This is a genomic window from Streptomyces sp. NPDC057743 (assembly GCF_042798755.1).
Lineage (GTDB): Bacteria > Actinomycetota > Actinomycetes > Streptomycetales > Streptomycetaceae > Streptomyces.
In genome coordinates, this window is record NZ_JBHVJX010000037.1 from 51256 (window position 1) to 77128 (window position 25873).

Sequence of the window (25873 nt, forward strand, 5' to 3'; positions counted from 1 at the left end):
TTCTGTTTCCAGCCCTAGCAGCCGGTGGAACGGGTTGTCCATGGGTTTCGCGGAGTCGGGCGGGCCGTTGACTGACCCGCCCGACTCCGGTCAGCGGCGGGGCGAGCTGCGGCTGTGGGTGCCGTCCGGTTGCTGGTGCGGTTGGCCGAGGACTTGGGCTGGTTGGTGCCGGCCTGCCGGCGGCGGGTCGCTTCGCCTGGGTGAGCAGGGAGTTGGGCGAGTCGGCGCAGTCGCCAGACCAGGACGTCGTTCACGTCTTCGGCGGTGTCAAGTTCACGCATGCCGATCGCTTGCTGCACAAGGGCCTTGGGGTCATGGCCTGCCTCCCCAGCCTGGGCAAGGGTGGCGACCAGGGCGTCAGTCTTCGTCGACGTGCTGTCTGCTCGCAGCCCCTCTGCCGACAGGGCGACGCGGATGGTGGCCTCGTGAGTTCGGCGTTCGGCTTGGGGTAGAGCGCGACCTTGATCGCGCAGTGCCTGCATGGGCGTGACGGCGGACTGGCGGTAGGCGGCTCGCAGATGGGCGGCGGCCTGTCGGGAAGCGTGGGCCTGCTGGGCATGGCCACGAGCGGAGTGCCAGCGGGCGGCAGCCAGGGCAACGAGGACCAGGGTGGAGACGAGCATGGCGGTGGTGCCGCCATCCTCGCCCCGGCCGAGAGCGCTGCCAGCTTGGATGATGCCCCGGGCCGCAGAGCGGATCGCCCGGGTGTCAGCGCGCTCTGCTCGGACGTGACTGCGAGTGGCGCGCTCAAAGGCACGGGCGGCGGCACTCACCTCGGCGCGGGTGGCGGCCGGGGAGGTCCGTGCGACCGCGTCCAGGAGTTCGCCGACGCCTACGAGTTGAGCGGCGGCTTCGTCGTCGTCACTGTCGAGCAGGATGGCGGCACGCTCGGCGGTACCGGTGGCACTCCGGCGGGCGCGGGCGGGCGGCGACCAGTCCGGGTGGCCGCTGGTGAAGGTCGACGGCTTCGTCGGGTCGGCGATGCTGTTGGCCAGACGAAGGCGGATTTTCGGCAGGGAGAGGTCCGGGGCCAGCTTGGAGCCGGGAAACCAGATCGGCTTGCGGTCGCGGTTGCGGTCGCCCGGGAGGGCGACGTTGTAGCCGATGGCATCGCCGGATGGGGCGTTCCGTATCTTCACCCGTAGGCCCGCCTCGCGCAGCCGGGTGAAGAATTCCTCTTCGGTGGCGGCCCCGGCAAGGGCGTGGCGGACGGCTTCACGGAGCGTCTCCCGTGGAGCCTCGGGTCGGCCGGTGCGTTCGGCCTTGAAGCGTTCGGCGCTGGTGGGGGCCTTGGCTCCGGTTCCGTCGCCTGGCCTGAGCTGACGCAGGCCCCACTCCTTTTCGATGCGGCGGCATTCGGCCTGGGCCTTCTTGAAGTCGTAGTTCATCCTGGGCCGGCGTAGGTCGCCTCGGACCATGGTGGCCACGATGTGGATGTGGTCGTCTGCGTGCCGCACGGCGACCCATCGGCAACCGTCCGGATCGCCGTCGGGGGCGAGGTTGACGGTTTGGACCAGGCGTCGGGCGACGGTGTTCCACTCGGCGTCGGTCAGGGGCCGGTCGCCGGGGTCGGTGCGGACCGAGCAGTGCCAGACGTGCTGGGCCGGGGCCGCCTCGCCGGCCTGCTTGACGCGCAGGTCCAACGCGGCGGCGAGACGGGCAAGGGTGACCTTGGGGTCGGGGTCGGGGCTGGTGTCGCGTCCGGGGTCGGGGGCGAAACCGTCCCAACTTCCAACGAGGTGTGCGTCGACGTGTTCGTCGCGTTTGCCAGGGCCGTACAGGTAGGCGAGGAGGCCGTGGGTTCGTGAGCCTCGTCGGATCTTGGGGACCATCAGAGCCGCTTCTTCACCAGGGTGTCGGCCGTGACGTCGATGCGGGCCAGGGATCGGGTCAGGGTCGTGAGCGCGTGGTCGAGTTGGCTGGGATGTGGCTGCCCTCCGGCGTTGTAGATGTAGGCGATCTGGTTGATGTTGTTGCCGATCCGGGAGAGGGCGGTACGCAGGGCGGCCAACTCGTCTATGGCGGTGTCGAGTTGTTCGTTGGTGTGCAAGGTGGTGGAAGCGCGGGCGGCGGCGAGGCCGGCGGCAGCGAGGAATCGGGCGACGGTGACGCCGCGCTGCGCGGCGGCGGCGACGATCTCGGCGTTCTCGGTGTCGGAGAGGCGCCGACGCGCGCCTGACCGCCGCGGGCGTCGATGCCTCACACATCGTGACCGTCGACGACGTCACCAACCACAAGCCGCACCCGGAGCCGTTTCTGACCGCGGCCCAACTCCTCGGTACCACCCCCGACCGCTGCCTGGCATTCGAGGACGCCCCCGCCGGCCTCGAAGCCGCTCGCGCGGCAGGCATGGCCACCGTGGCGCTCACCACGACGCACCAACGCGACGAACTGTCACACATGGCCGACGCGGTGATCCCCGAACTCTCCGCGGTGACAGCGCGCCTCACCGACGCCGGTATCGAGGTCGCGATCGCCGTTTAACCGCCCTGGGCAACACCCCCGTTTCCAAAGGGGAGGTGTGGTCTCCGGGACTTGGCAAGCAGGAGCCGTTGTCGTCTCCGGAACCTGATCGAGCGAGAAGCGGGGATGAGACCTCAGATGACGTGCCTTTCCAGGTCTTCCAGATCGGGGTCGACCGGCGCTGCGGGGACCGTGTAGACGCGCTTGGCGAACCACCACCACAGGGTCTCGGCGCCCGGCACGGCGACGAACGCGATCGGTGCGTAGTTGAAGGTGTCGGCCGTCATCGGGTAGTGCTGCGGCAGGCAGAACGGGATCGTCAAGAAGCCCACCCACACCACGGCCCCCACCCCCGTCCGCGAAGTGCCGTTGCACACCCCGCGGCCAGGCAGCAGTGCCGGGTCGCGGGAGAAGCGAAGATCATGCCCAAGCACGCGGCTGGCTTCCGCGTTGCCGCAGGACAGCTGCGTGACGATCACGAACAGCAGCAGGGACTTCGTCGCGCCCTGGCCCCATGCGTCCAGGAAGATCTGTGCCGGCGGCACGCCGGCATCCTGGGTGGCGGCGCAGTCCTGGATGGCGAAGTTCAACCCGGCCAACAGCGCGAAGCCCGCTCCCCACGACCACACGATGGCCAGCATGACCCCCTTCGGGCCAGCGACTTGAGCGTTGGCAGCCTCCTCCGACGGCGCGCGGCGGCGTCGTAGCCGCTGAAGGTGTACTGGGCGACCAGCAGACCGATGAGCGCGAGGTATCAGCCCGCGGAGAAACCGGTGTCGTTGACGAACCTCGTGAAGCCGAACGAAGCGAACTGGCGGTAGCAGTAGGCGCAGGCCATGTTGCAGCGGTCGGTGAGGGCCACACCCAGGCCACCGATGCTGATCGGGGTTGGGGCGAGGCCGAGATTTCGAAGTCGATCATGGACTCCTTCGCGTCGGTCGGCCACGGGACCGTCCGGGGCGAAGCTGAGCCCGGCGAGGGCTTCATGATTCGTGCCCTTGGAGGACGCCACCCTGGCCGGCGCCTCCGTGATGGACCTGGGTCGGGGTGAGCTGGTGGTACCCGCGATGAACGACACCCCAGGAGGAAACACCAACCATGGCTGACCAGTTCACCTACGAGTACGACGGCGACGCCCGGACCGTCCCGGTGGGGTACGTGGAGCTGGAGGTCCAGCGCCTGGACGATGGGCAGAACGCACCGGCGTACGTCAACCTGTAGCGACAACTCGGCCTGTCCTGCGAAGTGCAGAGCCCTCCCTGACTGTCCCCGCGCGGCCGTGGCGGACCTGTTCCGACCCGCCGAACCCCGAACGGAAGGTGGAGTGTTCACCCGGGAAGAGCTGTTCCTCGCTGCCCGGGAGCTGGCCGGTCCGGCGGCCGGTCTGGACGACGTGCTGAAAGTGGCCGCGTACCTCGCCACCTGACGCGAACGGCCCTCTTCGCCACGGCTTCCGTTCTAGTGGTCGTCGCAACACCCCAGCTCAGGGGATGCGATGGACTTCTAGATCCGGGACCGAACGATCAACCAGGGCAGTAGAAGGCTCTCTGCTGAGCGGGCTGCATACTTCCAGCTTGTGAAGCAGGGGTTCAGCAACAACGAGGCATGCCGGATCGTCGGGATCAACCCCAAGACCGGCAGGCGTTGGCGCAACGGACGCAACGCGACAGGGCGGGACGTAGCGGCGCCACCGGTTCGCCCGGTGGCGCCGGCCCCGACAGCCTCGGCACCCTCGGGACGGTATCTGCGTGAGGATGAGCGCATCCACATCGCCGACCGGCTGCGGGAGAAGGCGTCCCTGCGCACGATCGCCGCCGAGCTGGGCCGCAGCCCCTCCACCGTCAGCCGGGAGATCCGACGCAACGGGATACCCCTGCGGGCAGGCGGGCGCCGGCTGGCCTACCGACCGCAAGCCGCGCAGGTCCGCGCCGAGGCACGGCGCCCCCGGCCCAAGCCTTCGAAGATCAAACAGAACCCGGAACTGCGGGACTTCATACAGGACCGTCTCGACAAGCGATGGAGCCCGGAACAGATCTGTCAGGCTCTGCGGGCACGTTTCCCCGACCGGCCGGAGATGCACGTGGTCCACGAGACGATCTACCAGGCCCTCTACGTCCAAGGCCGCGGTGAACTGCACCGCGAACTGGTCCGCGCGCTGCGGACCAGCCGGGTCCGCCGCAAACCCCGCCGCCAGGCCCAGCAACGCCAGCCCCGCTACAAGCAGCCCATGGTCATGATCAGCGAACGCCCCGCCGAAGTCGCCGACCGTGCCGTCCCCGGCCACTGGGAGGGCGACCTCATCATCGGCAAGGGCGGCAACTCCGCCATCGGCACACTCGTTGAACGTGCTACTCGCTACGTCATGCTTCTGCACCTGCCCGACGGCCGCCGCCCCGAACTGGTCCGCGACGCCCTGGTGGAGACCGTCAAGACGCTACCGACCCATCTGACGCGGTCCCTCACCTGGGACCAGGGCAACGAGATGGGCCAGCACCACGAGTTCACTCTCGCCACCGACATCCCGGTGTACTTCTGCGATCCGGCCAGCCCCTGGCAGCGCGGCTCCAACGAGAACACGAACGGCTTGCTCCGGCAGTACTTCCCCAAGGGCACCGACCTCTCCGCCCACACCCGCAAGGACCTCGACGCCGTCACCGCCGAACTCAACGGCCGCCCACGCAAAACGCTCGACTGGGAAACCCCAGCCGAGCGTCTCGCTAAGCTGATCGCGGCCTGACCAACAACCGTGTGTGTTGCGACGATCGCTAGAAAGCGCCCGGCTGGCGAAGGGGCCGTTGTGCTGCGCCCGGACGCGCTCCACGATCAGAACGCGTCGTTCTTAACGGCCGCGATGAAGGTAGAGAAGGAGGCGGCGGGGAAGGAAAGGACGGGGCCCTCCGGGATCTTACTGTCCCTGACCGGGACGACGCCGGTCACGGAGGCCGAAGTGGGAGACCACTCCACGCAGTTGCTACCAGGCTCACCACTGCTGTAGCTCGACTTGACCCAAGGGGTCGATCCGTGGTTCACGTCAGTGACTCCATCTGTGTTGCGATCAGGCTGGCACTCTCCCGCGCGGGCAGCGCCTCGCTCGTAATCTCATCGTAGGTCCGGAGCGCCATTCGCACGTGATCCGGTTCGTCGATGATGCCAACCGTCTTGAAGTTCTCGACGCACACCGACGTTTGATGCGTGAGCGAAGTGAACAGCGTTACCGGCCAATCGCTGAACAGGTGAGCGGTCGCATCCAGCGGAAGGACCTGAACCCGCAGCATTGGGCGCTCCCCGGCGTCCAACAGCGCCTTGAGCTGACGGCGCATGATGTCGGGAGAGCCCAGATGCCGACGCAACACGCTTTCGCACAGCACCACATGGACGTCCGGTGGCGTGTCACCGCGGAGGATTGTTTGTCGGGCCAGCCGACTGCTGACGTGTGCTGCAACTTCGTCCTCCCCGGCCCGGGGCACGCTGCCCTTGAAGAGGGCCCTGGCGTAGTCCGCAGTTTGAAGGAGTCCAGGGACAATCGTCGGTGACCACTCGCGAATCGCGATGGCAGAGCGCTCCAGCGCCATGCGCCTGCGGTAGAGCGACGGGAACGAGCGTGACACGACCTCTTCGTAGAGCCGCTTGAACTTCCCATCTGTGCCCAGGACTTCATCCAGCTTCGCCGGTAGCTCGGGCGGAATGCGTCCCTGGCACGTCTCCACACGACTGATCGTAGATTTTGATGTTCCGACCAGTCGCGCCAGAGCCTTCTGGCTCAACGGCCGCGGGTTGTGCAACTCCCGAGCGCTCTTCAGCTCCTCGGCGAACTGCCTTCGCGCGTCCGTAACTTCATCCTGTCCAGCGTCAAGGCCATCGTTTCCCATCTCTTCTCCCTGACCACATAGCCGGTCCAAAGCCCCCGGCATCCGCGTTCTTGCAGGTCACAGTCATTGGCATATGCCACACGGACCAGGTCCCAGGTTGGTCCGTGAAACGCTCGCCAGCGTAGCGCCTACCTCCTAGCGTTGTGACCGGTCAGCCGCACAGTGTGATCGTGCAGGTGACCGGTGCCCAGCCACCCCCGAGGCTTGGAGGACGGACCGTGAGCGGCACGCCGGACGACGTGAGCCAGAAGAACAAGAAGTGGAACGAGCAGTCGCAGGGCCCGAACGGTGGCAAGAAGACCGACGATCGGGGCCGGCCGTGCAGCGCCTACTAGCACGCCTCTCTGCGGCCAGGCAGACGACGGACCTGAAGGCAGAGGTGGAAGCGGCCTCCGATGACCGCCCCCAATGCCCGTTCGCCTGGCACGACATGGCCCCCCTGGACGACCACGCGTTCCGCTGCGACACCCACGGCGCGACCCTGATCGTCCACCCACCCGGGCCGACGAAACCGTCTCCCTTCCGATGGGTGACCGCGACCTGGGAGGCCGCACGAGCCTGGACGCCCGCCAAGTCCGGTAAACACCGAAGGAGTTACCCATGACGCGCACCCGCGGCGAACTGGAGATGGTGCGGGCCGCTGTACTCGCGGAACGAGACCAGGTGATCCGGCGGTACCGCGCCGGTTGGTCCATGGCACGGCTGAACCGCAACTACGACCACCCGGGCGAACAGTGGCTGGCCGCCCAGTTCGACAGGTGGGGTGAACCGCGAGGAGTGGCCGCTGGCCGCCCCGGCGGCTACCGCTACCGACAAGGAACCGACCGCCCCCCGTCTGCCGCCTGACCCCCAACTCCCGGCGTCTGCGTGAGCGTTGGGACCGCTTCCCGCGGTTGAGCCCACACCACTGTCTGTGGCGCTCCCGATCTCCGCTACCGGCGGAGACGAGGGGGGCACGGGGTCCGATTGACCACCTGGGCAGGCCACGCCAGTCGGGCCCCACGCCGCCCAGCCCTCTCCCCGCCCGGGCTGGGCGGCCGCCATCACCCGCCCCGGCACCCCAGGGGATACGTCACAGCGGGGCGGACCTCACACACCACAGAGACGTCCCTGGAGATGAACATGAACTTCGCCGTTCGGACAATCGTGCGCGACGCCACGAGAAACCGCGTCGGCCGAATCACCGCCGTCAACGGGGACTGCCTGGCCCTCACCGCACCGGGCCACGCCCCGTGGGACGCCCTCGCTTCCTGGTGTGAGCCGGCAACCTCCGCCGAACGCCGCGAACTTCAGGGCAAGGAGCAGGACGCCCCCGCGGCATGACCAGCCCCGAACCCGAAACCGGCCAGGCCCCCGATCCGGACGACGACCACCATCCGGACGAAGTCGTGGAAGTCGAGCGGGACCAGTTCACCGACCCCGACGGCCGCCGCGTCGGAGCGTTGGCACTGTTCCGCAACGCCACCGGCTCCGTGTTGCTCCTGCGGAAGCGCGATCGGGAGCGCCAGCCGTGGTCCCTTCCCGGCGGCTGTGCAGTCGGCAACGAATCACCCGCCGACGCGCTCCGCCGCAAGGTGCGCGAGGAGACCGGCCTGCTGGTCGTTCCTGGTCTCGTGCTCGCCGTGCACTGGATGACGGCCAGCCCGAAAACCGCCGAGGGGATCAACCTCCTGATCGACTGCGGAGAGGTAGCGCAGGATGCCAAACTCCGGCTGAAGTCAGACGAGTTCGACGCCCATGCATACGTCCCCCCAGAGGAACTGGCGCTCCACGTCCAGCCCCACACCGCCATGCGCATCCTGTCCGCCCTGCGGACGCTGGAGGCCGGCGGCGGCGTCCCACTGCTCGAAAGCGCGCCGCCGGACGCCGTGCCCGTGTAAGTCACAAGCCCCCGCAACAGTGACCGGAACTCGGCTCTGGAGCGGGCCAGCAAATCCCACTAGGAAGAACGCGGAAGCGCCCGCGCGCTTCACAACAGGAAGGGAAACCATGCAGGCCACTGCACCGGAACACCCGCGCGTCATCCCCTGGGGAATCAGCAGGATGCGCCCCTACCCCCGCGCGCACCAGCCCGGTTACGCCACCGCCGACCTCGACCCCGCCACGCAGACCACCGTGTTCCGCGACGCACGGGGCGGCGTCGTGGAGATGGGCAGGCACGGAACGTCCAAGGGCACCGAGACCACCCCCCAGTCCACGAACGAGGACAGCCGTAACGACACCGACCACGACCAGGACAGCGAGCAGGACTAATGACCGACGCTGAACCGGTCGCGGTCGTCACCGAAGTGGACGACGTAACCGCCGACATGGTGATCACCGAACTCAACAAGCGCGGTGTTCCCGTCGTACGGTTCGACCCCTCCGACATCGGCGACCGGCTTTCCATCTCGGCCCGGTTCGGCGCCAGCACGGACCGCCCGGTCACTCCGGCCGGCAACCTCCGTACCCCTTACAGGGACACCACCTTGGAAGGGGTTCGGTCCATGTACTGGCGCCGCCCCAACTGGCCAACCTTCGACCACCTAGACGCCCCCGACGCTCGCTACGCAGAGGCCCAGGTTCGACACGGACTCGGCGGCACGCTGTTCGCCCTACCGAACTGCCGCTACGTCAACCACCCCCTGAGCAACCGCGCCGCCGAACACAAACCTCTCCAACTGGCCGTCGCCCAACGGCTGGGCCTGACCGTTCCGCCCACACTGATCTCCAACGACCTTGAGAACATCCGGGAGTTCATCACCGAACACAGCCCCGTGATCTTCAAGACGCTCCGCTGGACCCCCTACTGCCGGGACGACGGCGTGGGCCTGACCACCTGGACCGAGCCCGTCACGGCCGACGAAGTAGACGAACGCGTCACCGTGACCCCGCACCTGTTCCAAGCACAGGTCCCCAAGGCCGCGGACGTGCGGGTGGTCGTCGTCGGCCCCCAGGTGTTCGCCGTCCGGATCGACTCCGACCTGTTGGACTGGCGCGCGGACTACAGCGCCCTGACCTACACGCCCATGGCCCTCCCCTCTGAAGTGGAAGGGGCCCTGACCGCCCACCTGCGCCATTTCGGCCTGGCCTCCGGCAGTTTCGACCTGTGCATCACCCCTGACGGTGACCTCCACTGGTTGGAGCTGAACCCCAACGGCCAATGGGGTTGGTTGGAGGACGAGACCGAACTGCCCATCGCCGCAGCGTTCGCTGACCTCCTGGAGCAAGGAGCCACTCCGTGACCACACCCGACTCCGCCGGCCTCCGCCACGACCTGGCCAACGGCCTCGCGCACGGCGGCGTGTTGAAGTCCGCCGCATGGCGCGCCGCCGTTGAAGCAGTTCCCCGGGAACTCTTTCTCCCCTCCTTTTTCAAGGGCGCCCCCGGCCCCCGCGGCCACGAATACACCCCCGTGCGCCCGGACGCCGACGTGGACGAGTGGTTGGCCCTCGTCTACCAGAACGAATCCTGGGTGACCCAGATCGATGGTCACCTGACCGCCGACAAAGCCACCGGTACCGTGACCGGCTTCCCCACCTCCTCCTCCACGATGCCCTCCACCGTGATCGGCATGAGCGAAGCCCTGGACGTGGAAGACGGCATGAGCGTCCTGGAGATCGGCACCGGGACCGGATACTCCACCGCCCTGCTCTGCCACCGCCTGGGGGAGGACAACGTCACCAGCGTGGAAGTGGACCCCGACGTGGCTCAGCGGGCGGACAACGCCCTGGAGGCAGCCGGGTACTCCACCTGGACCGTCACCGGCGACGGCCTCCTAGGCCACCCCCACCGGGCCCCCTACGACCGCACCATTGCCACCTGCGCCCTCCGCCGGATCCCGTACGCCTGGGTACGCCAGACCAAGCCCGGCGGCATCATCCTGGCCACCGTCGGCCCCAGCGCCTGGTCCTACGGCACCGGTCTGGCCAAACTCACCGTCAACGACGACGGCACCGCCGAGGGCCGCATCACCGGCCGCTCCTCGTTCATGCCCGCCCGCGCGGAGGCCGCCGTCCCCCTCTCCGGGGACCTGACCGCCCGCGCCTTCTACGCCGACACGGAGCGGAAAACCAGCCTGTCCCCCGACATGCTGAATGACTGGATGCCGGCCTTCCTCGCCCAACTCGCCGCCCCGGGCGCCCAACTCGTGCGAGCGGTCAGCGACAGCCGAGAGACGGTGTACCTGTTCGACACGGGCCGCGAGGCATTCGCCGCCCTCACCGCCGACGGAGACCACTGGACCGTCCGCCAAGGCGGCCCCGTCGCCATCTGGGACGCCATCGAAACCACACTGACCGCCTGGCACGACGCCGGCAAACCCGACATCACCTCAGTCCGGCTCGCCATCACCCCCAAGACACACGCCTATTGGATCGGCGGCCAACAGATCACCAACGACAACCGCTCCTACTGGCTCGGCGGAGCGAACGCCGTACTCCGCTGGAAGCACCCCCACTCCCCGCTCACGGCCTGACCCCGGTCTGACGGAGGTTCCGGTCACTGCTCATCCCGGCGGGGCATACGTGCGAGGTGCGGGACGATCCTTCGGTTGAGGGACGACTTCGCCCATATGCCGCCGCCGAACAGGATGATCCCGGGAATCAGCAGTACGGGGCTTCCCACGTTGTTTGACGGATGCGCCAGGGCCATGGCGCCGGTTCCGGTCATCAGGAACCCCGCGATGACGGCGAGGAGGATCAGGCAGCCCATGGAGCCCAGGCCGAGCGGCATGTCTTCGGGGCTGACGTGGGCCTTCTTCGCATCCAGGAGTTCGACCGCCTGTTGTTCGGTGCGTCCCGGCAGGCCCGCCCGCAGCTCGATCAGCAGGCTCGTGGACCGTGGAGGCACTCTGGGGCCGCGCTCCTGGGCGCGCTGCGGGGGTCTCTTTCGAGGAGGACAGCGGCTTGTGGGTCAGCGAGATGGCATGCGAAGCAGAGGGCCGGGGTGTCGGCATAGGGTCGGAATTGAGATGCCATTGTTGTCCGGTGTCGATGTCTTCGGCAGTCACCTCCATCTCCCCGTCGAGGTCCACCGTGGCGGTGACCGCGATGTCCACGCTTTTGCGGCGTGGCGTCCGTAGGTGTGTCAACTCCACTTTTCCCAGAAGCTGTTGAGTCGTGGGGCGAGGCCGTGCGTCGTCGGTCTCGTACGCGTCGAAGGTGACGGCGCGGGAGCCGTCCTCGGGCACCGGTTCGGCAGGAGTGAAGTACTCCGTCCCGGTGGACGGCCGGGGATCGCCCTGTTTGACTAGCACGGTTAGCGTGCCGCCCTCGGTCGTGATGCCGAGCGAGGTGGGGACCGAGTCCACCAACAGCACGTCCTGGCGTGCGAAGACGCGCTGGGCGGCCTGCACGGCGGCACCCCTTGCCGCTTCCGCGCCGGTCAGCGTGCGGATGGTGCGCCCGGGAAACAGGCCGCGCACCATGTCCACCACGGCAGGCATCCGAGCCGTGCCGCCCGTCAGCAGGACCGGCCCCTGCCCGGTCCCTATCGCTCCCCGGCCCTTGATCACCCGGGGGACGAGCTGCGCGAGGCGCTCCCGCAGCCCGGCGGTGATCTCTTCGAACACGTCCCGGGTCACGAGCTCTTCGAGGTGGACGGACCCTTCGGGGCCGGTGGCGAGATAGGGCACCTCAACCGTCACCTGGGACGACGAGGACAGCTCCGTCCTGGGCCGCTTCCCGCAGCCGCCCCACGGCCGCCGCGTCCTGGGACACATCCACATCGTGCCGCTCCTGACACCGGCGGACCAGATGCCCGGCCAGCGCCCGGTCCCAGTCGTCACCGCCCAGTTGGCGGTCGCCGCGCAGGGCGTGCACGATGGCGATCTTCTCTCCGCCGGTGCAGTCCATGTCGAGGACGCTGACGTCGAAGGTCCCGGCGCCGAGCCGGACGATCGCCAGCTCCTCGCAGTAGCCCTCGGGCAGGTCCAACCCCACGCCCACGCAGGCGTTTTCATAGGACAGGCGCAGCACGTGGAGACCCGCCAGTGCAGCCGCCTCACGCAGCGCCTGCCGCTGGGCGAGGCCGAATCCGACCGGTACGGTGAACACCGCCCCGGTCACCTCATCTTGCAGGAATGCTTCCGCGTCCTTCTTCAGCGCACACAGCAGCAGCGAGGCGATCTGCGGTGCGGTGCGGGACTGTCCGTTGATCTCGACGGACAGTCCGTCCCCAAGTTGCGTCTGACAGCGTCGAATGTGCGTGAGGGATTCACGGTGGCCTGCCGGCGGGCAGATTCGCCAGTCAGCACTGCGCCGTCGGGCGTGAACGCGACGACGGAGGGTGTGCTGTGACGTCCCTCGGCATTCGGGACGACGACAGGCTTGCCGTCCACCACAGCGCAGACCGTCGAAAAGGCGGTCCCCAGATCGATTCCCAGCACACTCGGCATCGCCGTTTCCCCCTCAACCACCATGGCGTTGTTGTCGATCTCGCAGAAGGCTAAGGCAGCGTGCACGGGATCCGATAGTGAACCTTCCTCGCCAGCAAGGGCCCCTCACGTCTTTTAGACCATGTCCTATGTGGTGAGGCGGATCAGACGTTTGTAGCAGCAGAGGGCTGCGGCGAGGCCGAGAGCGGCCAGGTAGTTGCGGGGGTCGCGTTCGTGGCGGGGGCTGAGCCTGCGGTATCCAGTCAGCCAGGACATGGTGCGCTCGATCACCCAACGTCGCCGCCCCAGGCGTTCGCTGGACTCGATGCCTTTGCGTGCGATGCGGACGTCGATGCGCTTGCCGCGGAGCCATTTCCGTAGGTGAGGGGGGTCGTAAGCCTTGTCCGCGTGGAGGCGTTGGGGTTTGAAGTACCGGCCGCGGTGGGGGTCGTGTCTCGTTTGGTGACCGGCGACCATCGGCTTCAGTCCTTCGCTGTCGTGGACGTTGGCGGCGGAGACGCCGACGAGAAGGGGCAGTCCGTTCGCGTCCGACAGAACGTGCATCTTGGAACCCGGCTTTCCCCGGTCCACGGTACTCGGACCTGTGTGTTCGCCCCCTTTTAGCCCTGACGTGGGCGGAATTCAGCACCACACGAGTCACGTCGATCAAGCCTGCGTCGTCGAGCCGATGAAGGACGGCCTCGTGCAGGCGACCCCACGCTCCAGCTCTGGACCAGATCAGAAACCGGCGGTGAGCCGTGGACTTGGAAACTCCGAAACAAGGCGGCAACGCACGCCAGGCGCAACCGCTGACCAACACATAGATGATCGCCGCGAACAGCGTCCCTCCGTCGAAGGTGCGGTCGCAGGGCACGCCTGATGAGACAGCGACCTCGCGATCTCCCACAACCCATCTGGAACAATCCAACTCCACGTACTCCGCCCCATGTTCAGCCCAACGAGCCATCGCCACATAGGACACAGTCTTTAGACGTCGTTTCTTTTGGCGCTTGCGGTCGTTGAACGGTTCGTGGCGGATCTGGTTGAGCGGCTGGTGCCGGACGAGTTGTGGGAACTGTTTCGGCGGGTGGTGCCTCCGACTGAGGTGATACGCCCGCAGGGCGGGGGCCGCCGACGGGCGGGTGATCGCGAGGCCCTGGCAGCGATCGTCTTCGTGGCCACGTCGGGCTGCGCCTGGCGGCAGCTCCCACCGGTCTTCGGGCCTTGCTGGCAGACGGTCTACCGGAGGTTCGCCCAGTGGAGCGCGCAGCGGGTCTGGGCCCGGCTCCACCGCGTCCTCCTCGACGAGCTCGGCGTCCGCGGTGAACTGGACTGGTCGCGGTGTGCGATCGACTCGGTCAGCGTCCGGGAAGGGTCTTGATCTCCCCGAAAGCATTGGTCGGGTTATCTGTGCCTTGATTGCCAATATTGGGCGTGATGGTCGAGCCGTCGGCCGTATCGGAAATGGTGACCTGGCGGACGATATCTTTATGGACGGTGCCGTCGACGACGCATGTCACGGTGTCGCCCAGCCACCAGTCTCGACCGAATGTGCACTGCGGAGTGTCGATTGGGTAGCGCTGCAAATTTCCGGTGGCTTGACCTTGGTTGAGTGCTTCATGGCCCGGCTGATCGAGTACGGCCATGGCGCTTTGTATGGTGGTGCCGACATCCGTCTCCTTGACGAGGACAGGTTCGCCGTTTGGCCCCTTCTTCAGGGGAATATCACGAGCATCAACGAAGGTCTCTGCCTTGATGCCCCAGTACGCTTCGGCGTCCTTGTCCACGTACGCCTTGATGAAGCGTTTGCGACCCTCACCCTGTGCCACCACAATGGCGCGGGTCACCTTCGGAGCGGTCATGCTGTAGACAACCTCTTTGAGGTTCCCCAGCTCGGGAGAGAAGCGGACGGGATCGCCACGATCCCGTACCTGGTAAGTCTCCAGCCGAATGGTGCGGCTATCAGGATCGTAGAGGTTCCTCCAGTCGAGCCCACCCGCTTCCGCAATGGCCTTGACGTCATCTCGTAGATTGTCGGAACGCAAAGTGTACGGCGCCACAGGCGCGTATTCGTCGTACTTCCACTCACCGTCATAGGTGGGAGTCGCATAGCCATACGGTCGACGATCGTCAAGAGACTGAGTTCCACAATTGCGGTTGATGACGGCCTGGAGAGCGTGTGAGGACCTGAGGTTGGCCTGTGCGTCCGCGGTGCGGGGCTGCTTGTCCAGCGGAACGAAAGTGTCAGGGTAGGCAATGTGGGCCTGGATAATTGCATTTTCGTCCGAACCCGTGAAGAAGAACGCCCCATCGCCACTATCTGTGTCAACGGTCCAATATTCCTGAATCCCCTGAAGCTGCCCGGACATGATGGGCCGGTCTACGCCTTCGCGGTATACGACGATTCTGTGTCCGTGCTGAAAGAGCTTGGCGTGTGGGAGGCCGGCGTTCATCTTCAATGCCCACTGGCCGGTATCGCAGTGCTTCAGAATTGCGTTGAACTCGATGCAATCGTCTACCATGCCAATTGGCGAGAGCTGTTGGTCGCGTACGACTATTCTGTAGTCACCCAATGGCACCTCCTGGTGAGGATGGTTTAAGTTCCAAGGACTTTGCGGATGTGGATTTCCATCTGGATCATGATGTTTTCGACAATCTTAAAACTTCTCGAAGCTTCCTCGATGCATGCCCTATCGGTGCGGTAAACCTCCCGATGCTGAGGTGCGATATCGATCAACCCGAGGATTCCCTCTGCCCACCCCAGCATGATAGTGAAATCAAACCGATACAGGCCCAGCACCTGCAAGGTCGCCGAATGGCGCCCCAGGGCCTCTAGCTTGCCCGGCAGAAGGCTAGCCCCTTTTGGTTGATCACCACTTTGCCACTCATATAGGTACCTCTCTAGCGAGTCGTGGAATGCCTGCCAGTCGCAAAACAAGTCCGTGCACGCCTTATAGCGGTGGCGCCAGATCTCCGTCTCGACGGAAACCGTATCTGTCGTGTTGACGACGTTAATCTGGTTTATGTCTCGCCCTTGAACTACAACGCCGTGCACTGACGATTGGGTGATCTTGTTGTTCGCGTCGGACGCCATCCGCCCTCTCCCTCACCAGCAAGGACCATCAAGGATGGCACGAGTGGCAGTGATGAACTGGCGGATGACGAACCGACGTTGGACCTACAAGCCGTACATGAGGTGTGCTCGCTCCAGGGCGCGCATCACGGTCTCTTCGTTTGGCACGTCCGGAGCTGCTGTGATGTTGATCGTGACGTGACGTCCTCCCAAGAGGGAGGCAGTGCCACGAGCGTTGTGTACGCGCTCGCCACCACGCATCTCGATCAACTCCGGCCCCTGCTCACCGACGAGTGCGAGGCCCGGCGATGCGCTCCTGGTTCCCTCGGCGTACCAGTGGTTGCGCTTCCAGAACTCCCAGGCACGTGCAGGGTCGCCGTAGCGATCCCTGATGTAGCGAGGCCCCAACGCTCCTGTGTGACGGGGTTGGTGAGCCAGTCGGAGCCCGCCGACTCCATCTTGGGCGCCGGAAGGCTCTGCGGAATGCCGTAGGCCCCAAGGACGGGTTCTTAGTACTCCAGTCAGATTTCATGTCCTGAGCTGGTGGTTGTCGTTGTCCGGGTATGGAGGCGATAGTCGAAGTCGACCAGTGGCAGCGTGAGTTGGAGGCGGTGTTCGCTCGGGTGGCGGGCCGCTTTGCCCGGGTGGATCTGCGCCGGCGGATGCGGGACTATGTCCGCGGGCTGCTGGCGCCGGTGGGACGCAAGGACGGCCGCCCGGGCCACGGCGCCCTCCTGGGGCGGCGAGAAGGGGTGGGCTTGTGCCGTTGGGCAGGAGGGCGGAACGTGAGGCCCGGGGAGCACGGAGATCGGCCGGTGCTTTGGAGGCCGAGGTGATGGCGGTGCTGTGGGCCTCGGATGAGCCGTTGACCGCCGGGCAGGTACAGCACGAGCTGGGGCGGGAGTTGGCCTACCGGACGGTGCTCACGGTGCTCGGGCGCCTGTACGCCAAGGGTCTGCTCGACCGCGAGGCGGCCGGCCGGGCCCATGCCTACCTGCCCCGACGCGGCCCCGCCGAGGCGGCGGCACAGCAGATGAACGATGCATTGCACCGCGTGCCGGGCCGTACCGAGGTGTTGCAGCACTTCGTGGAGACCCTCGATGCCGACGACCAGGCCGTGCTGCGCGCGCTGCTCGAATCCGCCGACTGACGGACGGGGGACGGAAAGCGTGCACACCACTGCTTACCTGCTGTTGCTCGCCTCGGCCGCGGTAGCCGCGGTCGGCCCCCGGGCGACCCGCGCTCTTGCTCCCGCTCATGTGGCGTGTGCCTCGGCGATGCTGATCGCCACCGCCGCCGTCGCCACCGTGACCGGGTTGGTCGTGCTCGCGGTGGGTGGCCTCGGCCGCACCGGCGAGGCCGTGGCACTGTTCCACCGCGACGCCGCGGCGCTGGCCGCCGACGACTCCATCCCCCCGTCGGGTCGGTGCGGTGGCAGCGGTGGCCCTGGTCGCGCTGTGCGTACGGACTGTGGTTGTGGTGCTGCGCAGGAGGCGTGCGGTGCGGGCGCTCGCCCCGGTCCGGACCGGGCCGGCCGCGGGCGACCTCATCGTGGTGTCGGCGGCCAGCACAGGGCCTGGACGTGGGCGCCGCGGTGGACGGTGACGCTGTCGTGCGTGCCGTCGGTGAACGCCTGGGAGATCTCCACGAGTTGTTGGCGCCCGGGGAGGATGTCGTCGGGGATTGCGCCTTAGTCGGGGGCTTGGCTGCAGACTGCCCACTCGACGCGGGTGCCGGGGAGGATGGCGAGGTCGCGGGCGGCGGTCTGGGCGGATTTTCCGGCGCCGATGAGGAGGACGGTGCCCGTCCGGTTCAGTGTGGGCGTCAGGCAGGGTGCGGGTGATGCGGTGGTGCGTTCGCCGGGGGGCGAGGATGCCGCCGTTGCCAAGGGTGTTGGGCAGAGTAGGTGCGCAGTCCAGGGCCGGGCTCGCTCTTAGACGTCGTTTCTTTTGGCGCTTGCGGTCGTTGAACGGTTCGTGGCGGATCTGGTTGAGCGGCTGGTGCCGGACGAGTTGTGGGAACTGTTTCGGCGGGTGGTGCCTCCGACTGAGGTGATACGCCCGCAGGGCGGGGGCCGTCGACGGGCGGGTGATCGCGAGGCCCTGGCAGCGATCGTCTTCGTGGCCACGTCGGGCTGCGCCTGGCGGCAGCTCCCACCGGTCTTCGGGCCTTGCTGGCAGACGGTCTACCGGAGGTTCGCCCAGTGGAGCGCGCAGCGGGTCTGGGCCCGGCTCCACCGCGTCCTCCTCGACGAGCTCGGCGTCCGCGGTGAACTGGACTGGTCGCGGTGTGCGATCGACTCGGTCAGCGTCCGGGCGGCAAAAGGGGGCCGCTGACCGGACCGAATCCGACCGACCGTGGCAAGAGTGGATCGAAGATTCACCTGATCACGGACCGGAACGGACTGCCCCTGTCACTGGGTATCTCCGGTGCCAACATGCACGACAGCCTCGGCTTGAAGCCTCTCGTTCGCGGTATCCCGCCCATCCGCTCGCGCCGCGGACCACGACGCCGACGCCCGGACAAGCTCCACGCAGACAAGGGCTATGACTACGACCACCTGCGGCGATGGCTGGGCGAACGGAGAATCCGGCACCGCATCGCCCGCAAGGGCATCGAGACGTCGCAACGTCTTGGGCGCCACCGCTGGGTCGCCGAACGGACCGTGTCCTGGCTCGCCGGATGCCGGCGCCTGCACCGCCGCTACGAACGCAAGGCCGAGCACTTCCTCGCCTTCGTCGGCATAGCCGCAGCCCTCATCAGCTACCGCCGACTCACCAAATGAAACGACGCCTTATAGCTCGTGCGGATGTTCGGGCGCGGAGGCTCTGCCACCACGCCGCGACAATCGGTTTGAGACCACTGGCGGCTGTCCCCCGCACGCTGACACGAGTGGCGGCCAGGAGCCCCCGCTGCCGGTTGGCCCCCAGGGTGAGTAAACGGATGTTGGTGGCCAGTTAGCCTTCCCCAACCACGGCCGCCTGACGGGGAGTCAAGTGGCCACGGGAAAACTCACCGCCAGTGACGGAGATCAGTCACCCCGATCGCAGGGTCTCACCGCTGGCGGACCAGGGCCGCGGCCGGACCGAACGTCGGCGCGGCATCATGCCCGGCTGGATAGTTCCGGTGGCGCCTCCGGGTTGATGCCCAGCGCGATGAAGCGGGCGGCCAGGTCCTCAACCCACTCCGGTGGTGTCCGATGGTCGGGCAGGGGGATACCGGCCTCGCTGCGCCACAGCGCATCGCCCAGGGCGTTGCGCAGATGCCAGGCCATCACCCGGTCGGGAGAGAGCCGCCGTCCGGTGAGCTGCTGGTAGTGCCGCATGACGGCGGTCAGCAGCTCCACACCCGGGCCGATCCCAGGGCCGGGGAGGGCGCGCAGGTCGTATTCCGGCTCGGCGGCCCCGACGGTCTCGAAGTCCACCACGAGCCGGAGTTCGTCGTGGTCCCACACCTGGTTGTCGCCGTGCAGGTCGCCGTGTACGAGCACGGCCGGGCCAGGGGAGGCCAGTGCGGCGTCGGCCCAGTCGCACCAGCGCATGACGGTACGGTGCTGCTCCGGCCGGATATAGCGCGCCAGCCGATCGCGGAGGGCGGTGGTGGTGACGGGCGGGAGCTGAGCGCCGGTGAGTTTGCCGACAGCGGCCTGCGCGCGCTGGCCGGCCGACGGGTGGTGCAGGGCTGCCAAGAACCGTGCCAGCTTCCGTCCAGCCTGATCCCGGTTGATCGAGTCGACGACCTGGTACAAAGACGCCCCGGGCACGAGCCTGGTGACCAGGAGCACGGGGTCGGTGCTGCTGGCGACGATCTCGGGCAGGAACGGGACTGCCGGCTCGCGCGACAGCGCAGCCAGGACGCCGATCTCCCGCGCCAAGCGGAGGGCGGCAGGTCGTGACCATGCGAACTTCACGACGAACTGCTCGCCGACGACCGTGCTGGACTTGTGCCACAGCGGGCCGCCGCCCGCCGGTGCAGAGACCATCACCGGATATCCGTTCAGCTCCGGTGCCACGCCCCTCAGTGCATCGCCGAGCGCCTCGGCCGAGCACTCAGCCAGCCATCTCATTTCGGGTATCCCGCCACGCCACGACCGTAGAGCTTCCCGGTGGGGTGACCAAGCGACCTGACGCGGCGGTGCCCAGGCGCGAGCTCCCGAGCAGCTACGCACCGTTTCCAACGCACGCGGAGCGAGGAGTTGAACTGGCCGCCGGTGGGGACTGCCAGCGGGGAGTTGCTGGCCGTACGCGGGGAAACGATCTTGACCGCTGTCAAACGGAGGATGCCAGCGAGGAAGAACGAGAAGTCGGACGGCATCTCGACCGTCGGTGGGAGTGCTGCACGCTGGGATCGCGTCAGAAGGACGGGGACGTGACCGAGACCCCGGAGGATCAGCCCTTGCCCCAAGATCGCCTACCTGCTCGACGATCCCGCTCAGAACAATGGCCTGTCCTGACCGGCCCACCGCATCAGTGCTGATTGGCGGCCTTCACGGACCGTTGGTAGGCCCACCCGTCTCCTCGGCAACCGGAAACGCCGTCCTAGCGTGCGTCCACGTTCCCCGCTTAGCTAACCAAGCCGCCTCCGAGAACGCGGGCGAGTCCATGGAGAGGGAGCACCCTCGGTCTCCAGACGGTATGTGCCGTGACGGGAGGCCCTGCGGGGTCGAACCATCCGCGGGACACCGGTCACGCCTGCTCGTGGACGGCTGAATACACCTGTGTGATGAGGTGGCGCTGACTGTCGCTGAGCCCGCACAGCAGGAGCTCTCCGTCAATCCCCAGGCGATAGCCGCAGATGGCCAGGCTGCCGAACCAGTAGCGGTCCGGCCCGCCCAGAGCGTCGATCAGCCGACCGGCCAGGTGGTTCGGGGGGTACCGGTCCTTGGCCAGTCCCGCCGTGTCCGCAACGAGCCCACGCATCCCCGCGTTGGGTCCGAACGCACGGTGAATGACGAAGTCGGATGTGTCGCCGCCGTACGGATTCACCATCTGCCGCAGTTCCTGCAGAGCTGCTTCCCGGATGTCCATGTTGCCGTCGGGGTTGACCACCACGTATCGGCTCATCGTTGATCGCACCTCCATCTGGATTGGTTGACGCTTCAACACGTCGCCATAGTGGCCGCGTATGTGAAGGGCTATGGCACGTGGAGGCGTCAGGTCAGTGCTGCGGCCGATGGCAGCAGGGGACTCGGTGAACGCGGCGTGCCCTCTCCTCGTGGTTGGTGCGACCGGGGCAGTGATCGGCGTGCTTCCTTGCCTGTTGCACGTTCATCCGTACCTTTCGACTCGGTCAGGTGCAGTGACCGGAGCGGGGAGGGTGCGTTCAGCCACCGTCTTCGCCGGTTTCACGGGCAGGGTCTTCGGCCGCTTTTTCCGCCGGGTGGTGCCCTGCCGGGCGATCGGTCCCCCGCCCCGACGGATGCCTCTCACCACGTCCTGCCCCGAGCCCCGGACGTTCGCGATTTCCAGGAGGTGGTCCGTGCAGACCTCGCTGTTTGACGGGATTCCCACGCACGTGTTGTTCGCTCACTTCGTCGTGGTGCTGGTGCCGCTGACCGCGGTGGCGGCGGTGGCCTGCGCCGTCTGGCCTTTGGTGTTGCGCCGCTTCGGCCTGGTTCTGCCGCTGCTTGGGCTGGTCTGTGTGGGCCTGGTGCCGTTCACCACGGGCTCGGGCACGTGGCTGGAGGAGCACGTGCGGGAGAACGATCTGGTGGAGCGGCACGCCGAGGCGGGTGAGCAGGTGTTGCCGTGGACGGTGGGGCTGTTGGTGGTGAGCGTCCTGCTGTGGTGGGTCTACCGCAGCAGGACACCCTCCGCTCCTGAGGGTGGAGCTGAGGCTCGTGAGTCCGCCGGCCCCCGTCTCGTGGTGCGGTTGTTGGGGGTGCTGGTGACGTTGGGGGTGGCGGCGGGCGCCGGCTACACCGTCTACGACGCCGGGCATTCGGGCGCGAAGGCGGCATGGCACCAGCCCGTGCAGCGGCGCCTGGGCCAGCAGGGCTGACCGACGGCGCGGGCGGGCCCTGAGCGCACAGGACCCGCCCGGCCGTCTGCGGCCGTGGGGTCAGTGGAGTTGGTTGCGGGCGTTGCCAAAGGCACGGGCGTGGCCGGCCTCGTCCTTGGCGTTGTGCGCGAAGAGCTCCGCGGCCTTGGCGTCGCCGGCCGCCTTGGCCTGGCGGGCGTAGGTGGGGTACATGATGCGGGACTCGTACTGTTCGCCGTTGACGGCGGTGGTGAGGTTCTTGCGGGCGGAGCCGACGACGCCGGCCAACTGCGCCTCGCCGGCGAAGTGTTCGCGCCGCTCGACGTCGGCGGTGCCGGTGAACAGACGGGCCAGCGCCTGGTTGCCGTGCGCGGCGGCGGCCTTGGCGAACTGGGTGTACTTGGCTGAGGCCATGGCCTCACCATGCAGCGCCGTGTCGAGGTTCTGCTTCGTCCGTGCCGCGCGGACCTTGGGCGCCCCCTCCCGCACGGTCACGGGTTGGACGCCGGGCGGCGCCGGGATGGTGCCCTTGCCGGTGCGGACGACCTCCAACGCCTTGGCGAACGCAGCGTGATGGCCGGCCTCGTCCTTGGCGATCTCCTCGAAGAGGTTGGCGGCGGCACTGTCGCCGTCCTGCCGGGCCTGCCTGGCGAAGGTGGGGTACATCGAGTGCGATTCGTACTCCTCGCCCTTCAGCGCCGCCTGCAGGTTGGCCGCGTCACTGCCGGCCAGACCACTGAGCTTGGCCTCCTCAGCGAAGTGCTCCCCCAACTCCACCTTGGCCGTGCGCTGGAACAGTTGCCGCACCGACGGCAGGCCCTTGGCGCGTGCCCGGTCGGCGAACAGGGAGTAGGTGGCGTAGGCATACGCCTCGCCCCGCATCGACGCATCGAGATCGGTACGGGTCTGCGCGTGCAACGCCGCAACCGCCTCGGGGGCCACCACGGCGGCGGCAGCCGCGGGCACACTGACCGCAAGGGCCAGGGCACCCGTCGACAGGGTGCGCGTCGTCAGGGCACGCATCGAGAAAGGGATCATGCGGACCTCCACACTCGGACCGGAGAACCCCCCAAGGCATCACACCAACGAGTGACGCCCCGAGCCATCACGACGCGGCGATCGGGTGACGCCTTACCTCACCCACCGTGACAATGCCCAGGTGAGAGGGGTGCACCGCATTCCGACACCTGCGGGGGCCACAATCCACGGCCTGAGCCGATTGCGCGCGGCGGGCTCAGGGTGTGCTGCCGGCCAGCATCTTGCGCATCTGCGCGATCTGCGCCGTCTGCGTCGTGGCGATCTTGCCTGCCAAGTCCTTGGCCGGCCCGTAGGAGCCCTGCTGTTTCTCGGTGTCGGCCATCTTCACCGCACCCTGGTGGTGCTCGATCATCATCGTCAGGAACATCTTGTCGAAGCTGGTGCCCCTGGTGTTCCGGAGCTCGTCCATCTGCCGCTCGCCCATCATGCCGGGCATCCCGCTCGGGCTCCCCGGTCCCATGCCGCTCTGCTCCGGCGGTACCCGTTCGCCCCAGGAGGTCAACCAGTTCGACATGGTGTCGATCTCCGGGGTTTGCTCCTGCTTGATCTTCTCCGCCAGGGCCTTCACTTCGGAGGACGCACCGTGCCTGGGCGCCATGTCCGCCATGACGACGGCCTGACGGTGATGGGGGGTCATCTCCTGGGCGAACCGGACATCAGCCTGGTTGTGCGCCCCCGCGGAGGCGGACGCGGCAGCGCTCGGCGAACCGGACACAGGGGTGGGTGAACTGGTACCGCCCTTGCTCCCACCGGCCCCACCGCAAGCGGCCACGGCCAAGACCGCTGCCGCTCCAACGACTGTCAGGACACAGCGACGGCGCAACGTACGGGAAAGGTGCACGGATCCAACTCCTACAAGCGGGACAACGGGGTCCCATCTGTATGACCCCCGAGAGTCGACCACGGACAGTGTGGCGCGCCGCCACCGATGTTTGTCGCACCGCAGACCGCACGAACAGCCGTCGGAGGGCAGGTAGACACGGGGCAAGTGCCACCGCGGCGGGCGGCTGGCGACGCGGCGTCGCGCGGGCGACTGTACCCAGGCACACCCCGTCTCTACAGACGTGGCCTTCCCAAGGCTCAGGCGCGAGTGCGCGTGGCGGCCGGTTCCTTTCATGGACGCCCCATACGGTCGCCGTGAGCCAAGGCGTACGAGGCGAAGACGCCGGCTGTGGTCGCCCCTGTGTGGAGGAAAAGTTCGTCCAAGATGGCGGCCAGGTCGTCCAGTGCCCTGCGCAGCATCGTGGCGGAGAGCCGAACGTCGGGATGGTGGGAGTTCATCGCCTGCTCCGTGAGGCTGGCGGCGTGAAGGATCTGTCGGGGCAGTGAGATGTTCTCGTCGCCGTCGTAGAAGTAGTACGACTCGGCGTACTGGAGGAAGTCGACCGTGATGACCGAGACGGCCGAAGCCAGGCCGTTCAGCAGGGCGGCGCCGCCTTGCGAGTCGAGTGCCTGGGAGGTCACTCCACCGCGCACGTGGGCCAGGCGCAGCGCGAGTGCGCGGCGGCGGGCCAGGGCGGGGTAGATACCAAGGATCCAGGCCACGGTCGCCGACAGGAGGGCGAAACCGACGAGCGCCTCCATCGGGCCGACGACGCGCAGCCAGCCCGCGGCCGGTGCGATGTCCCCGAGGCCGAGGGTGGCGAGCGTGACCAGGGAAACGTACAGCGCGTCATCCGGCCCCGCGTGCTCGGCGGGAACGAGGCCGGAGGAGTACGAGAAGCCCTCCGGCATGTGTGGCCAGTAGACCACGGCCCACCCCAGGGCCACGGTCAGTGCCCACACCGCGACGACGCAGACCATGCCCAGGGGGCCGGCGAGCCCGGCCGCACGCCACCGTGCGCTCAGGCGTGAGGACAGGCGCCACATGCCCGTCATCACCAGCCTGCTCAGGCCGCCGTGGCGAGTCGGGTGCCAGATCGTGTGGAACATGTCCCGGAGAATGGCCATCACGAGGGCGGCACCGAGGAGCGTTACGAGCCACGTCATGCCCTGGCCCTTCCCTCCGGGAGCGGCGGCCTCCCGCACGCTGGGGCAGCCTCAGCCCCATGCGAGCGTTCGCGCCTCCCGACGGGTGAGCACGACGCGGCCCGTGACCCGCCCGCGCAGTGGCCCGGTCCCTCCCACGCGACCACCCACGTGCGGCGCTTGGGAACCTTGGCCGTCTCCTGACGCGGCAAGACAAACGGCGTCCGCAGGCACGTCGGGCTGGCAGTCCGTCGGGGCAGGCACGGCGAGGTCCGTGGGCCTGTCGGGGCGGTGGGGGCACGGGGCAGCAACTCGGGTGTACGGCCGACAGCCGCGGCGCGGCAGCTCCAAGGGGTGCTACGGCCGGTTCTCGCAGCGGAGTTGGTGGGTCATGCCCTCGGTGCGTGATGTGAGGATTCGGGTGCCTGGCGGCCGTAGCCGACCGGGAGAACGGGGTCCCGTTCCCAGCGCCAGTACGTTTCGACGAGGTCGGCGCGGTGGGGGCCGAGGGCGCAGGTGGTGGTTCCAACTCGCCACCGCGTCATGGGACATCGGCCAGCCGAGCCGCGCACCGCTCCTCATCACCTCGCGGATGCCCTTCCAGCAGGCGTCCGGTCACCAGCTCGGGGGCGATCCTGATGAAGGCGTCCCGCGCCACCGTCATCCACGAGCGGAGTCCGACTTCCCGCAGGTGTTCCTGCTCCTTCGGGTCGGTGACCAGCGCGGCCCGTCCGATCACGCTGACGCTCCACCCCGACTGTGCGGCCCCGTCGAACCAGTCCGCCTCGAAGGCCACCACGGCCCCGTCGACGGCGTGCGCCAGGCGCGACAGGGCGGACGTCCGCAACACCACGGCGTGGTCCTGGTCCAGGGAGAAGTTGACCGGCAGGACCGCGGGCAACGCGTCGTGCGTGTACACCACGCGTCCGATGGGCACCAGCGCCAGACGGCGCAGGCACTCCTGGCGATCCAACGGCCGCAAGCCGTTCTCCGAGTCCATGCCCGCATCGTCCGCGGTGCCTGGCTGCGTGGGATAGGGCCGGTGGTCCCCGGTCGGAGGGCGGTTCGGGGCCGCTCACCGGCTGCGGGGCAGCCGCCGCACCCGGTCCGGCGTCGCCCTCGGTCCCC

Annotated in this window: 27 protein-coding genes and 3 pseudogenes; 13 read left to right on the forward strand and 17 right to left on the reverse strand. The window is 67.7% G+C overall.

What is annotated here, in order from left to right; genetic code table 11:
• Positions 1 to 14 precede the first annotated feature (14 nt).
• Positions 15 to 1832, reverse strand: a complete 1818-nt coding sequence (locus ACFVFQ_RS31605; protein ID WP_383422621.1) for a relaxase/mobilization nuclease domain-containing protein — start codon at positions 1830 to 1832, stop codon at positions 15 to 17.
• Positions 1832 to 2203 carry a plasmid mobilization protein gene (locus ACFVFQ_RS31610; RefSeq protein ID WP_383422623.1) on the reverse strand — a complete coding sequence of 124 codons (372 nt, stop codon included), beginning with the start codon at positions 2201 to 2203 and terminating at the stop codon, positions 1832 to 1834. The genes ACFVFQ_RS31605 and ACFVFQ_RS31610 overlap by 1 nt, the downstream gene beginning before the upstream one ends.
• Before the next feature lie 5 nt (positions 2204 to 2208).
• Here ACFVFQ_RS31610 and ACFVFQ_RS31615 point away from each other — a divergent pair, with 5 nt between their 5' ends.
• Positions 2209 to 2484, forward strand: coding sequence for an HAD family hydrolase (locus ACFVFQ_RS31615; protein ID WP_383422625.1), 276 nt, complete (start codon positions 2209 to 2211; stop codon positions 2482 to 2484).
• Between the two features lie 113 nt (positions 2485 to 2597).
• Here the strand turns inward: ACFVFQ_RS31615 and ACFVFQ_RS31620 are convergent, their stop codons facing one another.
• Positions 2598 to 3104 carry a hypothetical protein gene (locus ACFVFQ_RS31620; RefSeq protein ID WP_383422627.1) on the reverse strand — a complete coding sequence of 169 codons (507 nt, stop codon included), beginning with the start codon at positions 3102 to 3104 and terminating at the stop codon, positions 2598 to 2600.
• A gap of 113 nt (positions 3105 to 3217) precedes the next feature.
• Positions 3218 to 3475: a hypothetical protein gene (locus ACFVFQ_RS31625; RefSeq protein ID WP_383422628.1), complete on the reverse strand. Its 258-nt coding sequence runs from the start codon at positions 3473 to 3475 to the stop codon at positions 3218 to 3220.
• A gap of 86 nt (positions 3476 to 3561) precedes the next feature.
• Between ACFVFQ_RS31625 and ACFVFQ_RS31630 the strand changes: the two genes are divergently transcribed.
• Positions 3562 to 3684: a hypothetical protein gene (locus tag ACFVFQ_RS31630; protein WP_383422630.1), complete on the forward strand. Its 123-nt coding sequence runs from the start codon at positions 3562 to 3564 to the stop codon at positions 3682 to 3684.
• A 355-nt stretch (positions 3685 to 4039) separates the two neighbouring features.
• Positions 4040 to 5200 (forward strand): IS30 family transposase, encoded by a 1161-nt coding sequence (locus ACFVFQ_RS31635; protein WP_383422632.1) that lies wholly within the window; start codon positions 4040 to 4042, stop codon positions 5198 to 5200.
• Positions 5201 to 5286: 86 nt separating this feature from the next.
• Here the strand turns inward: ACFVFQ_RS31635 and ACFVFQ_RS31640 are convergent, their stop codons facing one another.
• Together ACFVFQ_RS31640 and ACFVFQ_RS31645 are read right to left on the reverse strand one after the other, a co-directional pair.
• Entirely contained in the window at positions 5287 to 5493 is a 207-nt protein-coding gene (locus ACFVFQ_RS31640) for a DUF397 domain-containing protein (protein WP_383422634.1), read from the reverse strand.
• Positions 5490 to 6332: a helix-turn-helix domain-containing protein gene (locus ACFVFQ_RS31645; protein ID WP_383422636.1), complete on the reverse strand. Its 843-nt coding sequence runs from the start codon at positions 6330 to 6332 to the stop codon at positions 5490 to 5492. The genes ACFVFQ_RS31640 and ACFVFQ_RS31645 overlap by 4 nt, the downstream gene beginning before the upstream one ends.
• A 600-nt stretch (positions 6333 to 6932) precedes the next feature.
• Here ACFVFQ_RS31645 and ACFVFQ_RS31650 point away from each other — a divergent pair.
• The 6 genes from ACFVFQ_RS31650 (at position 6933) to tgmC (ending at position 10788) form a co-directional block, all read left to right on the forward strand.
• The gene (locus tag ACFVFQ_RS31650) at positions 6933 to 7178 is read left to right on the forward strand and encodes a hypothetical protein (RefSeq protein ID WP_383422638.1); all 246 of its coding nucleotides are present in this window, start codon (positions 6933 to 6935) and stop codon (positions 7176 to 7178) included.
• Between the two features lie 276 nt (positions 7179 to 7454).
• The gene (locus ACFVFQ_RS31655) at positions 7455 to 7655 is read left to right on the forward strand and encodes a hypothetical protein (RefSeq protein WP_383422640.1); all 201 of its coding nucleotides are present in this window, start codon (positions 7455 to 7457) and stop codon (positions 7653 to 7655) included.
• Positions 7652 to 8212: an NUDIX domain-containing protein gene (locus ACFVFQ_RS31660; RefSeq protein ID WP_383422642.1), complete on the forward strand. Its 561-nt coding sequence runs from the start codon at positions 7652 to 7654 to the stop codon at positions 8210 to 8212. The genes ACFVFQ_RS31655 and ACFVFQ_RS31660 overlap by 4 nt, the downstream gene beginning before the upstream one ends.
• A 109-nt stretch (positions 8213 to 8321) precedes the next feature.
• Positions 8322 to 8585, forward strand: coding sequence for a putative ATP-grasp-modified RiPP (tgmA, locus tag ACFVFQ_RS31665; protein WP_383422644.1), 264 nt, complete (start codon positions 8322 to 8324; stop codon positions 8583 to 8585).
• Positions 8585 to 9556, forward strand: coding sequence for an ATP-grasp ribosomal peptide maturase (gene tgmB, locus ACFVFQ_RS31670; protein ID WP_383422646.1), 972 nt, complete (start codon positions 8585 to 8587; stop codon positions 9554 to 9556). Before tgmA ends, tgmB begins: the two co-directional genes overlap by 1 nt.
• Positions 9553 to 10788: an ATP-grasp peptide maturase system methyltransferase gene (gene tgmC / locus ACFVFQ_RS31675; protein WP_383422648.1), complete on the forward strand. Its 1236-nt coding sequence runs from the start codon at positions 9553 to 9555 to the stop codon at positions 10786 to 10788. The genes tgmB and tgmC overlap by 4 nt, the downstream gene beginning before the upstream one ends.
• Before the next feature lie 23 nt (positions 10789 to 10811).
• Here the strand turns inward: tgmC and ACFVFQ_RS31680 are convergent, their stop codons facing one another.
• From ACFVFQ_RS31680 to ACFVFQ_RS31690, 3 genes and pseudogenes are all read right to left on the reverse strand, one after another.
• Positions 10812 to 11162, reverse strand: coding sequence for a hypothetical protein (locus ACFVFQ_RS31680; protein WP_383422680.1), 351 nt, complete (start codon positions 11160 to 11162; stop codon positions 10812 to 10814).
• 166 nt (positions 11163 to 11328) lie between these two features.
• Positions 11329 to 12732: pseudogene (locus ACFVFQ_RS31685) on the reverse strand (Hsp70 family protein); the annotation flags it as partial.
• 102 nt (positions 12733 to 12834) lie between these two features.
• A pseudogene (locus tag ACFVFQ_RS31690) lies at positions 12835 to 13635 on the reverse strand (IS5 family transposase).
• An 82-nt stretch (positions 13636 to 13717) separates the two neighbouring features.
• Between ACFVFQ_RS31690 and ACFVFQ_RS31695 the strand changes: the two are divergent.
• A pseudogene (locus ACFVFQ_RS31695) lies at positions 13718 to 14056 on the forward strand (transposase); the annotation flags it as partial.
• Here the strand turns inward: ACFVFQ_RS31695 and ACFVFQ_RS31700 are convergent.
• Both ACFVFQ_RS31700 and ACFVFQ_RS31705 read right to left on the reverse strand, forming a co-directional pair.
• A complete protein-coding gene (locus ACFVFQ_RS31700) occupies positions 14046 to 15209 on the reverse strand; it encodes a hypothetical protein (RefSeq protein ID WP_383422674.1) in 1164 nt (387 codons plus the stop codon). The pseudogene ACFVFQ_RS31695 and the gene ACFVFQ_RS31700 sit on opposite strands and share 11 nt — an antisense overlap.
• A 74-nt stretch (positions 15210 to 15283) precedes the next feature.
• A complete protein-coding gene (locus ACFVFQ_RS31705; RefSeq protein ID WP_383422650.1) occupies positions 15284 to 15781 on the reverse strand; it encodes a hypothetical protein in 498 nt (165 codons plus the stop codon).
• A 739-nt stretch (positions 15782 to 16520) separates the two neighbouring features.
• Here ACFVFQ_RS31705 and ACFVFQ_RS31710 point away from each other — a divergent pair.
• Both ACFVFQ_RS31710 and ACFVFQ_RS31715 read left to right on the forward strand, forming a co-directional pair.
• Entirely contained in the window at positions 16521 to 16910 is a 390-nt protein-coding gene (locus ACFVFQ_RS31710) for a BlaI/MecI/CopY family transcriptional regulator (RefSeq protein ID WP_383422652.1), read from the forward strand.
• Between the two features lie 835 nt (positions 16911 to 17745).
• Positions 17746 to 18545 (forward strand): IS5 family transposase gene (locus tag ACFVFQ_RS31715; protein WP_383422676.1). Its coding sequence is split into 2 segments (ribosomal slippage): positions 17746 to 18079 and positions 18079 to 18545, totalling 801 coding nucleotides; the frame shifts between segments, so codons are not numbered across the junction.
• Positions 18546 to 18863: 318 nt separating this feature from the next.
• Here the strand turns inward: ACFVFQ_RS31715 and ACFVFQ_RS31720 are convergent.
• On the reverse strand, positions 18864 to 19826 hold the full coding sequence (locus ACFVFQ_RS31720) for a phosphotransferase family protein (RefSeq protein ID WP_383422654.1): 963 nt from the start codon (positions 19824 to 19826) through the stop codon (positions 18864 to 18866).
• A gap of 619 nt (positions 19827 to 20445) precedes the next feature.
• The gene (locus tag ACFVFQ_RS31725) at positions 20446 to 20865 is read right to left on the reverse strand and encodes a hypothetical protein (RefSeq protein WP_383422656.1); all 420 of its coding nucleotides are present in this window, start codon (positions 20863 to 20865) and stop codon (positions 20446 to 20448) included.
• 373 nt (positions 20866 to 21238) lie between these two features.
• Here ACFVFQ_RS31725 and ACFVFQ_RS31730 point away from each other — a divergent pair, with 373 nt between their 5' ends.
• Positions 21239 to 21760, forward strand: a complete 522-nt coding sequence (locus ACFVFQ_RS31730) for a DUF2231 domain-containing protein (protein ID WP_383422658.1) — start codon at positions 21239 to 21241, stop codon at positions 21758 to 21760.
• 60 nt (positions 21761 to 21820) lie between these two features.
• Here ACFVFQ_RS31730 and ACFVFQ_RS31735 read toward each other — a convergent pair whose 3' ends face one another.
• The 4 genes from ACFVFQ_RS31735 to ACFVFQ_RS31750 all read right to left on the reverse strand — a co-directional run bounded on the left by ACFVFQ_RS31735 (position 21821) and on the right by ACFVFQ_RS31750 (position 25745).
• Complete coding sequence (locus tag ACFVFQ_RS31735; RefSeq protein WP_383422660.1) at positions 21821 to 22777, reverse strand: ferritin family protein; 957 nt, start codon at positions 22775 to 22777, stop codon at positions 21821 to 21823.
• A gap of 196 nt (positions 22778 to 22973) precedes the next feature.
• The gene (locus tag ACFVFQ_RS31740) at positions 22974 to 23894 is read right to left on the reverse strand and encodes a DUF305 domain-containing protein (protein WP_383422662.1); all 921 of its coding nucleotides are present in this window, start codon (positions 23892 to 23894) and stop codon (positions 22974 to 22976) included.
• A complete protein-coding gene (locus ACFVFQ_RS31745; RefSeq protein WP_383422664.1) occupies positions 23891 to 24766 on the reverse strand; it encodes a potassium channel family protein in 876 nt (291 codons plus the stop codon). The genes ACFVFQ_RS31740 and ACFVFQ_RS31745 overlap by 4 nt, the downstream gene beginning before the upstream one ends.
• Positions 24767 to 25286: 520 nt before the next feature.
• Positions 25287 to 25745, reverse strand: a complete 459-nt coding sequence (locus ACFVFQ_RS31750) for a pyridoxamine 5'-phosphate oxidase family protein (RefSeq protein WP_383422666.1) — start codon at positions 25743 to 25745, stop codon at positions 25287 to 25289.
• Between the last annotated feature and the right edge of the window lie 128 nt (positions 25746 to 25873).

Coding starts and splice junctions, on each gene's coding strand:
- ACFVFQ_RS31605 (WP_383422621.1), bottom strand. CDS start 1,832: ATGGTCCCCAAGATCCGACGAGGCTCACGAACCCACGGCCTCCTCGCC.
- ACFVFQ_RS31620 (WP_383422627.1), bottom strand. CDS start 3,104: ATGCTGGCCATCGTGTGGTCGTGGGGAGCGGGCTTCGCGCTGTTGGCC.
- ACFVFQ_RS31630 (WP_383422630.1), top strand. CDS start 3,562: ATGGCTGACCAGTTCACCTACGAGTACGACGGCGACGCCCGGACCGTC.
- ACFVFQ_RS31645 (WP_383422636.1), bottom strand. CDS start 6,332: ATGGGAAACGATGGCCTTGACGCTGGACAGGATGAAGTTACGGACGCG.
- ACFVFQ_RS31650 (WP_383422638.1), top strand. CDS start 6,933: ATGACGCGCACCCGCGGCGAACTGGAGATGGTGCGGGCCGCTGTACTC.
- ACFVFQ_RS31655 (WP_383422640.1), top strand. CDS start 7,455: ATGAACTTCGCCGTTCGGACAATCGTGCGCGACGCCACGAGAAACCGC.
- ACFVFQ_RS31660 (WP_383422642.1), top strand. CDS start 7,652: ATGACCAGCCCCGAACCCGAAACCGGCCAGGCCCCCGATCCGGACGAC.
- tgmA (WP_383422644.1), top strand. CDS start 8,322: ATGCAGGCCACTGCACCGGAACACCCGCGCGTCATCCCCTGGGGAATC.
- tgmB (WP_383422646.1), top strand. CDS start 8,585: ATGACCGACGCTGAACCGGTCGCGGTCGTCACCGAAGTGGACGACGTA.
- ACFVFQ_RS31700 (WP_383422674.1), bottom strand. CDS start 15,209: ATGGTAGACGATTGCATCGAGTTCAACGCAATTCTGAAGCACTGCGAT.
- ACFVFQ_RS31705 (WP_383422650.1), bottom strand. CDS start 15,781: ATGGCGTCCGACGCGAACAACAAGATCACCCAATCGTCAGTGCACGGC.
- ACFVFQ_RS31720 (WP_383422654.1), bottom strand. CDS start 19,826: ATGAGATGGCTGGCTGAGTGCTCGGCCGAGGCGCTCGGCGATGCACTG.
- ACFVFQ_RS31735 (WP_383422660.1), bottom strand. CDS start 22,777: ATGATCCCTTTCTCGATGCGTGCCCTGACGACGCGCACCCTGTCGACG.
- ACFVFQ_RS31740 (WP_383422662.1), bottom strand. CDS start 23,894: ATGAAAGGAACCGGCCGCCACGCGCACTCGCGCCTGAGCCTTGGGAAG.
- ACFVFQ_RS31745 (WP_383422664.1), bottom strand. CDS start 24,766: ATGACGTGGCTCGTAACGCTCCTCGGTGCCGCCCTCGTGATGGCCATT.
- ACFVFQ_RS31750 (WP_383422666.1), bottom strand. CDS start 25,745: ATGGACTCGGAGAACGGCTTGCGGCCGTTGGATCGCCAGGAGTGCCTG.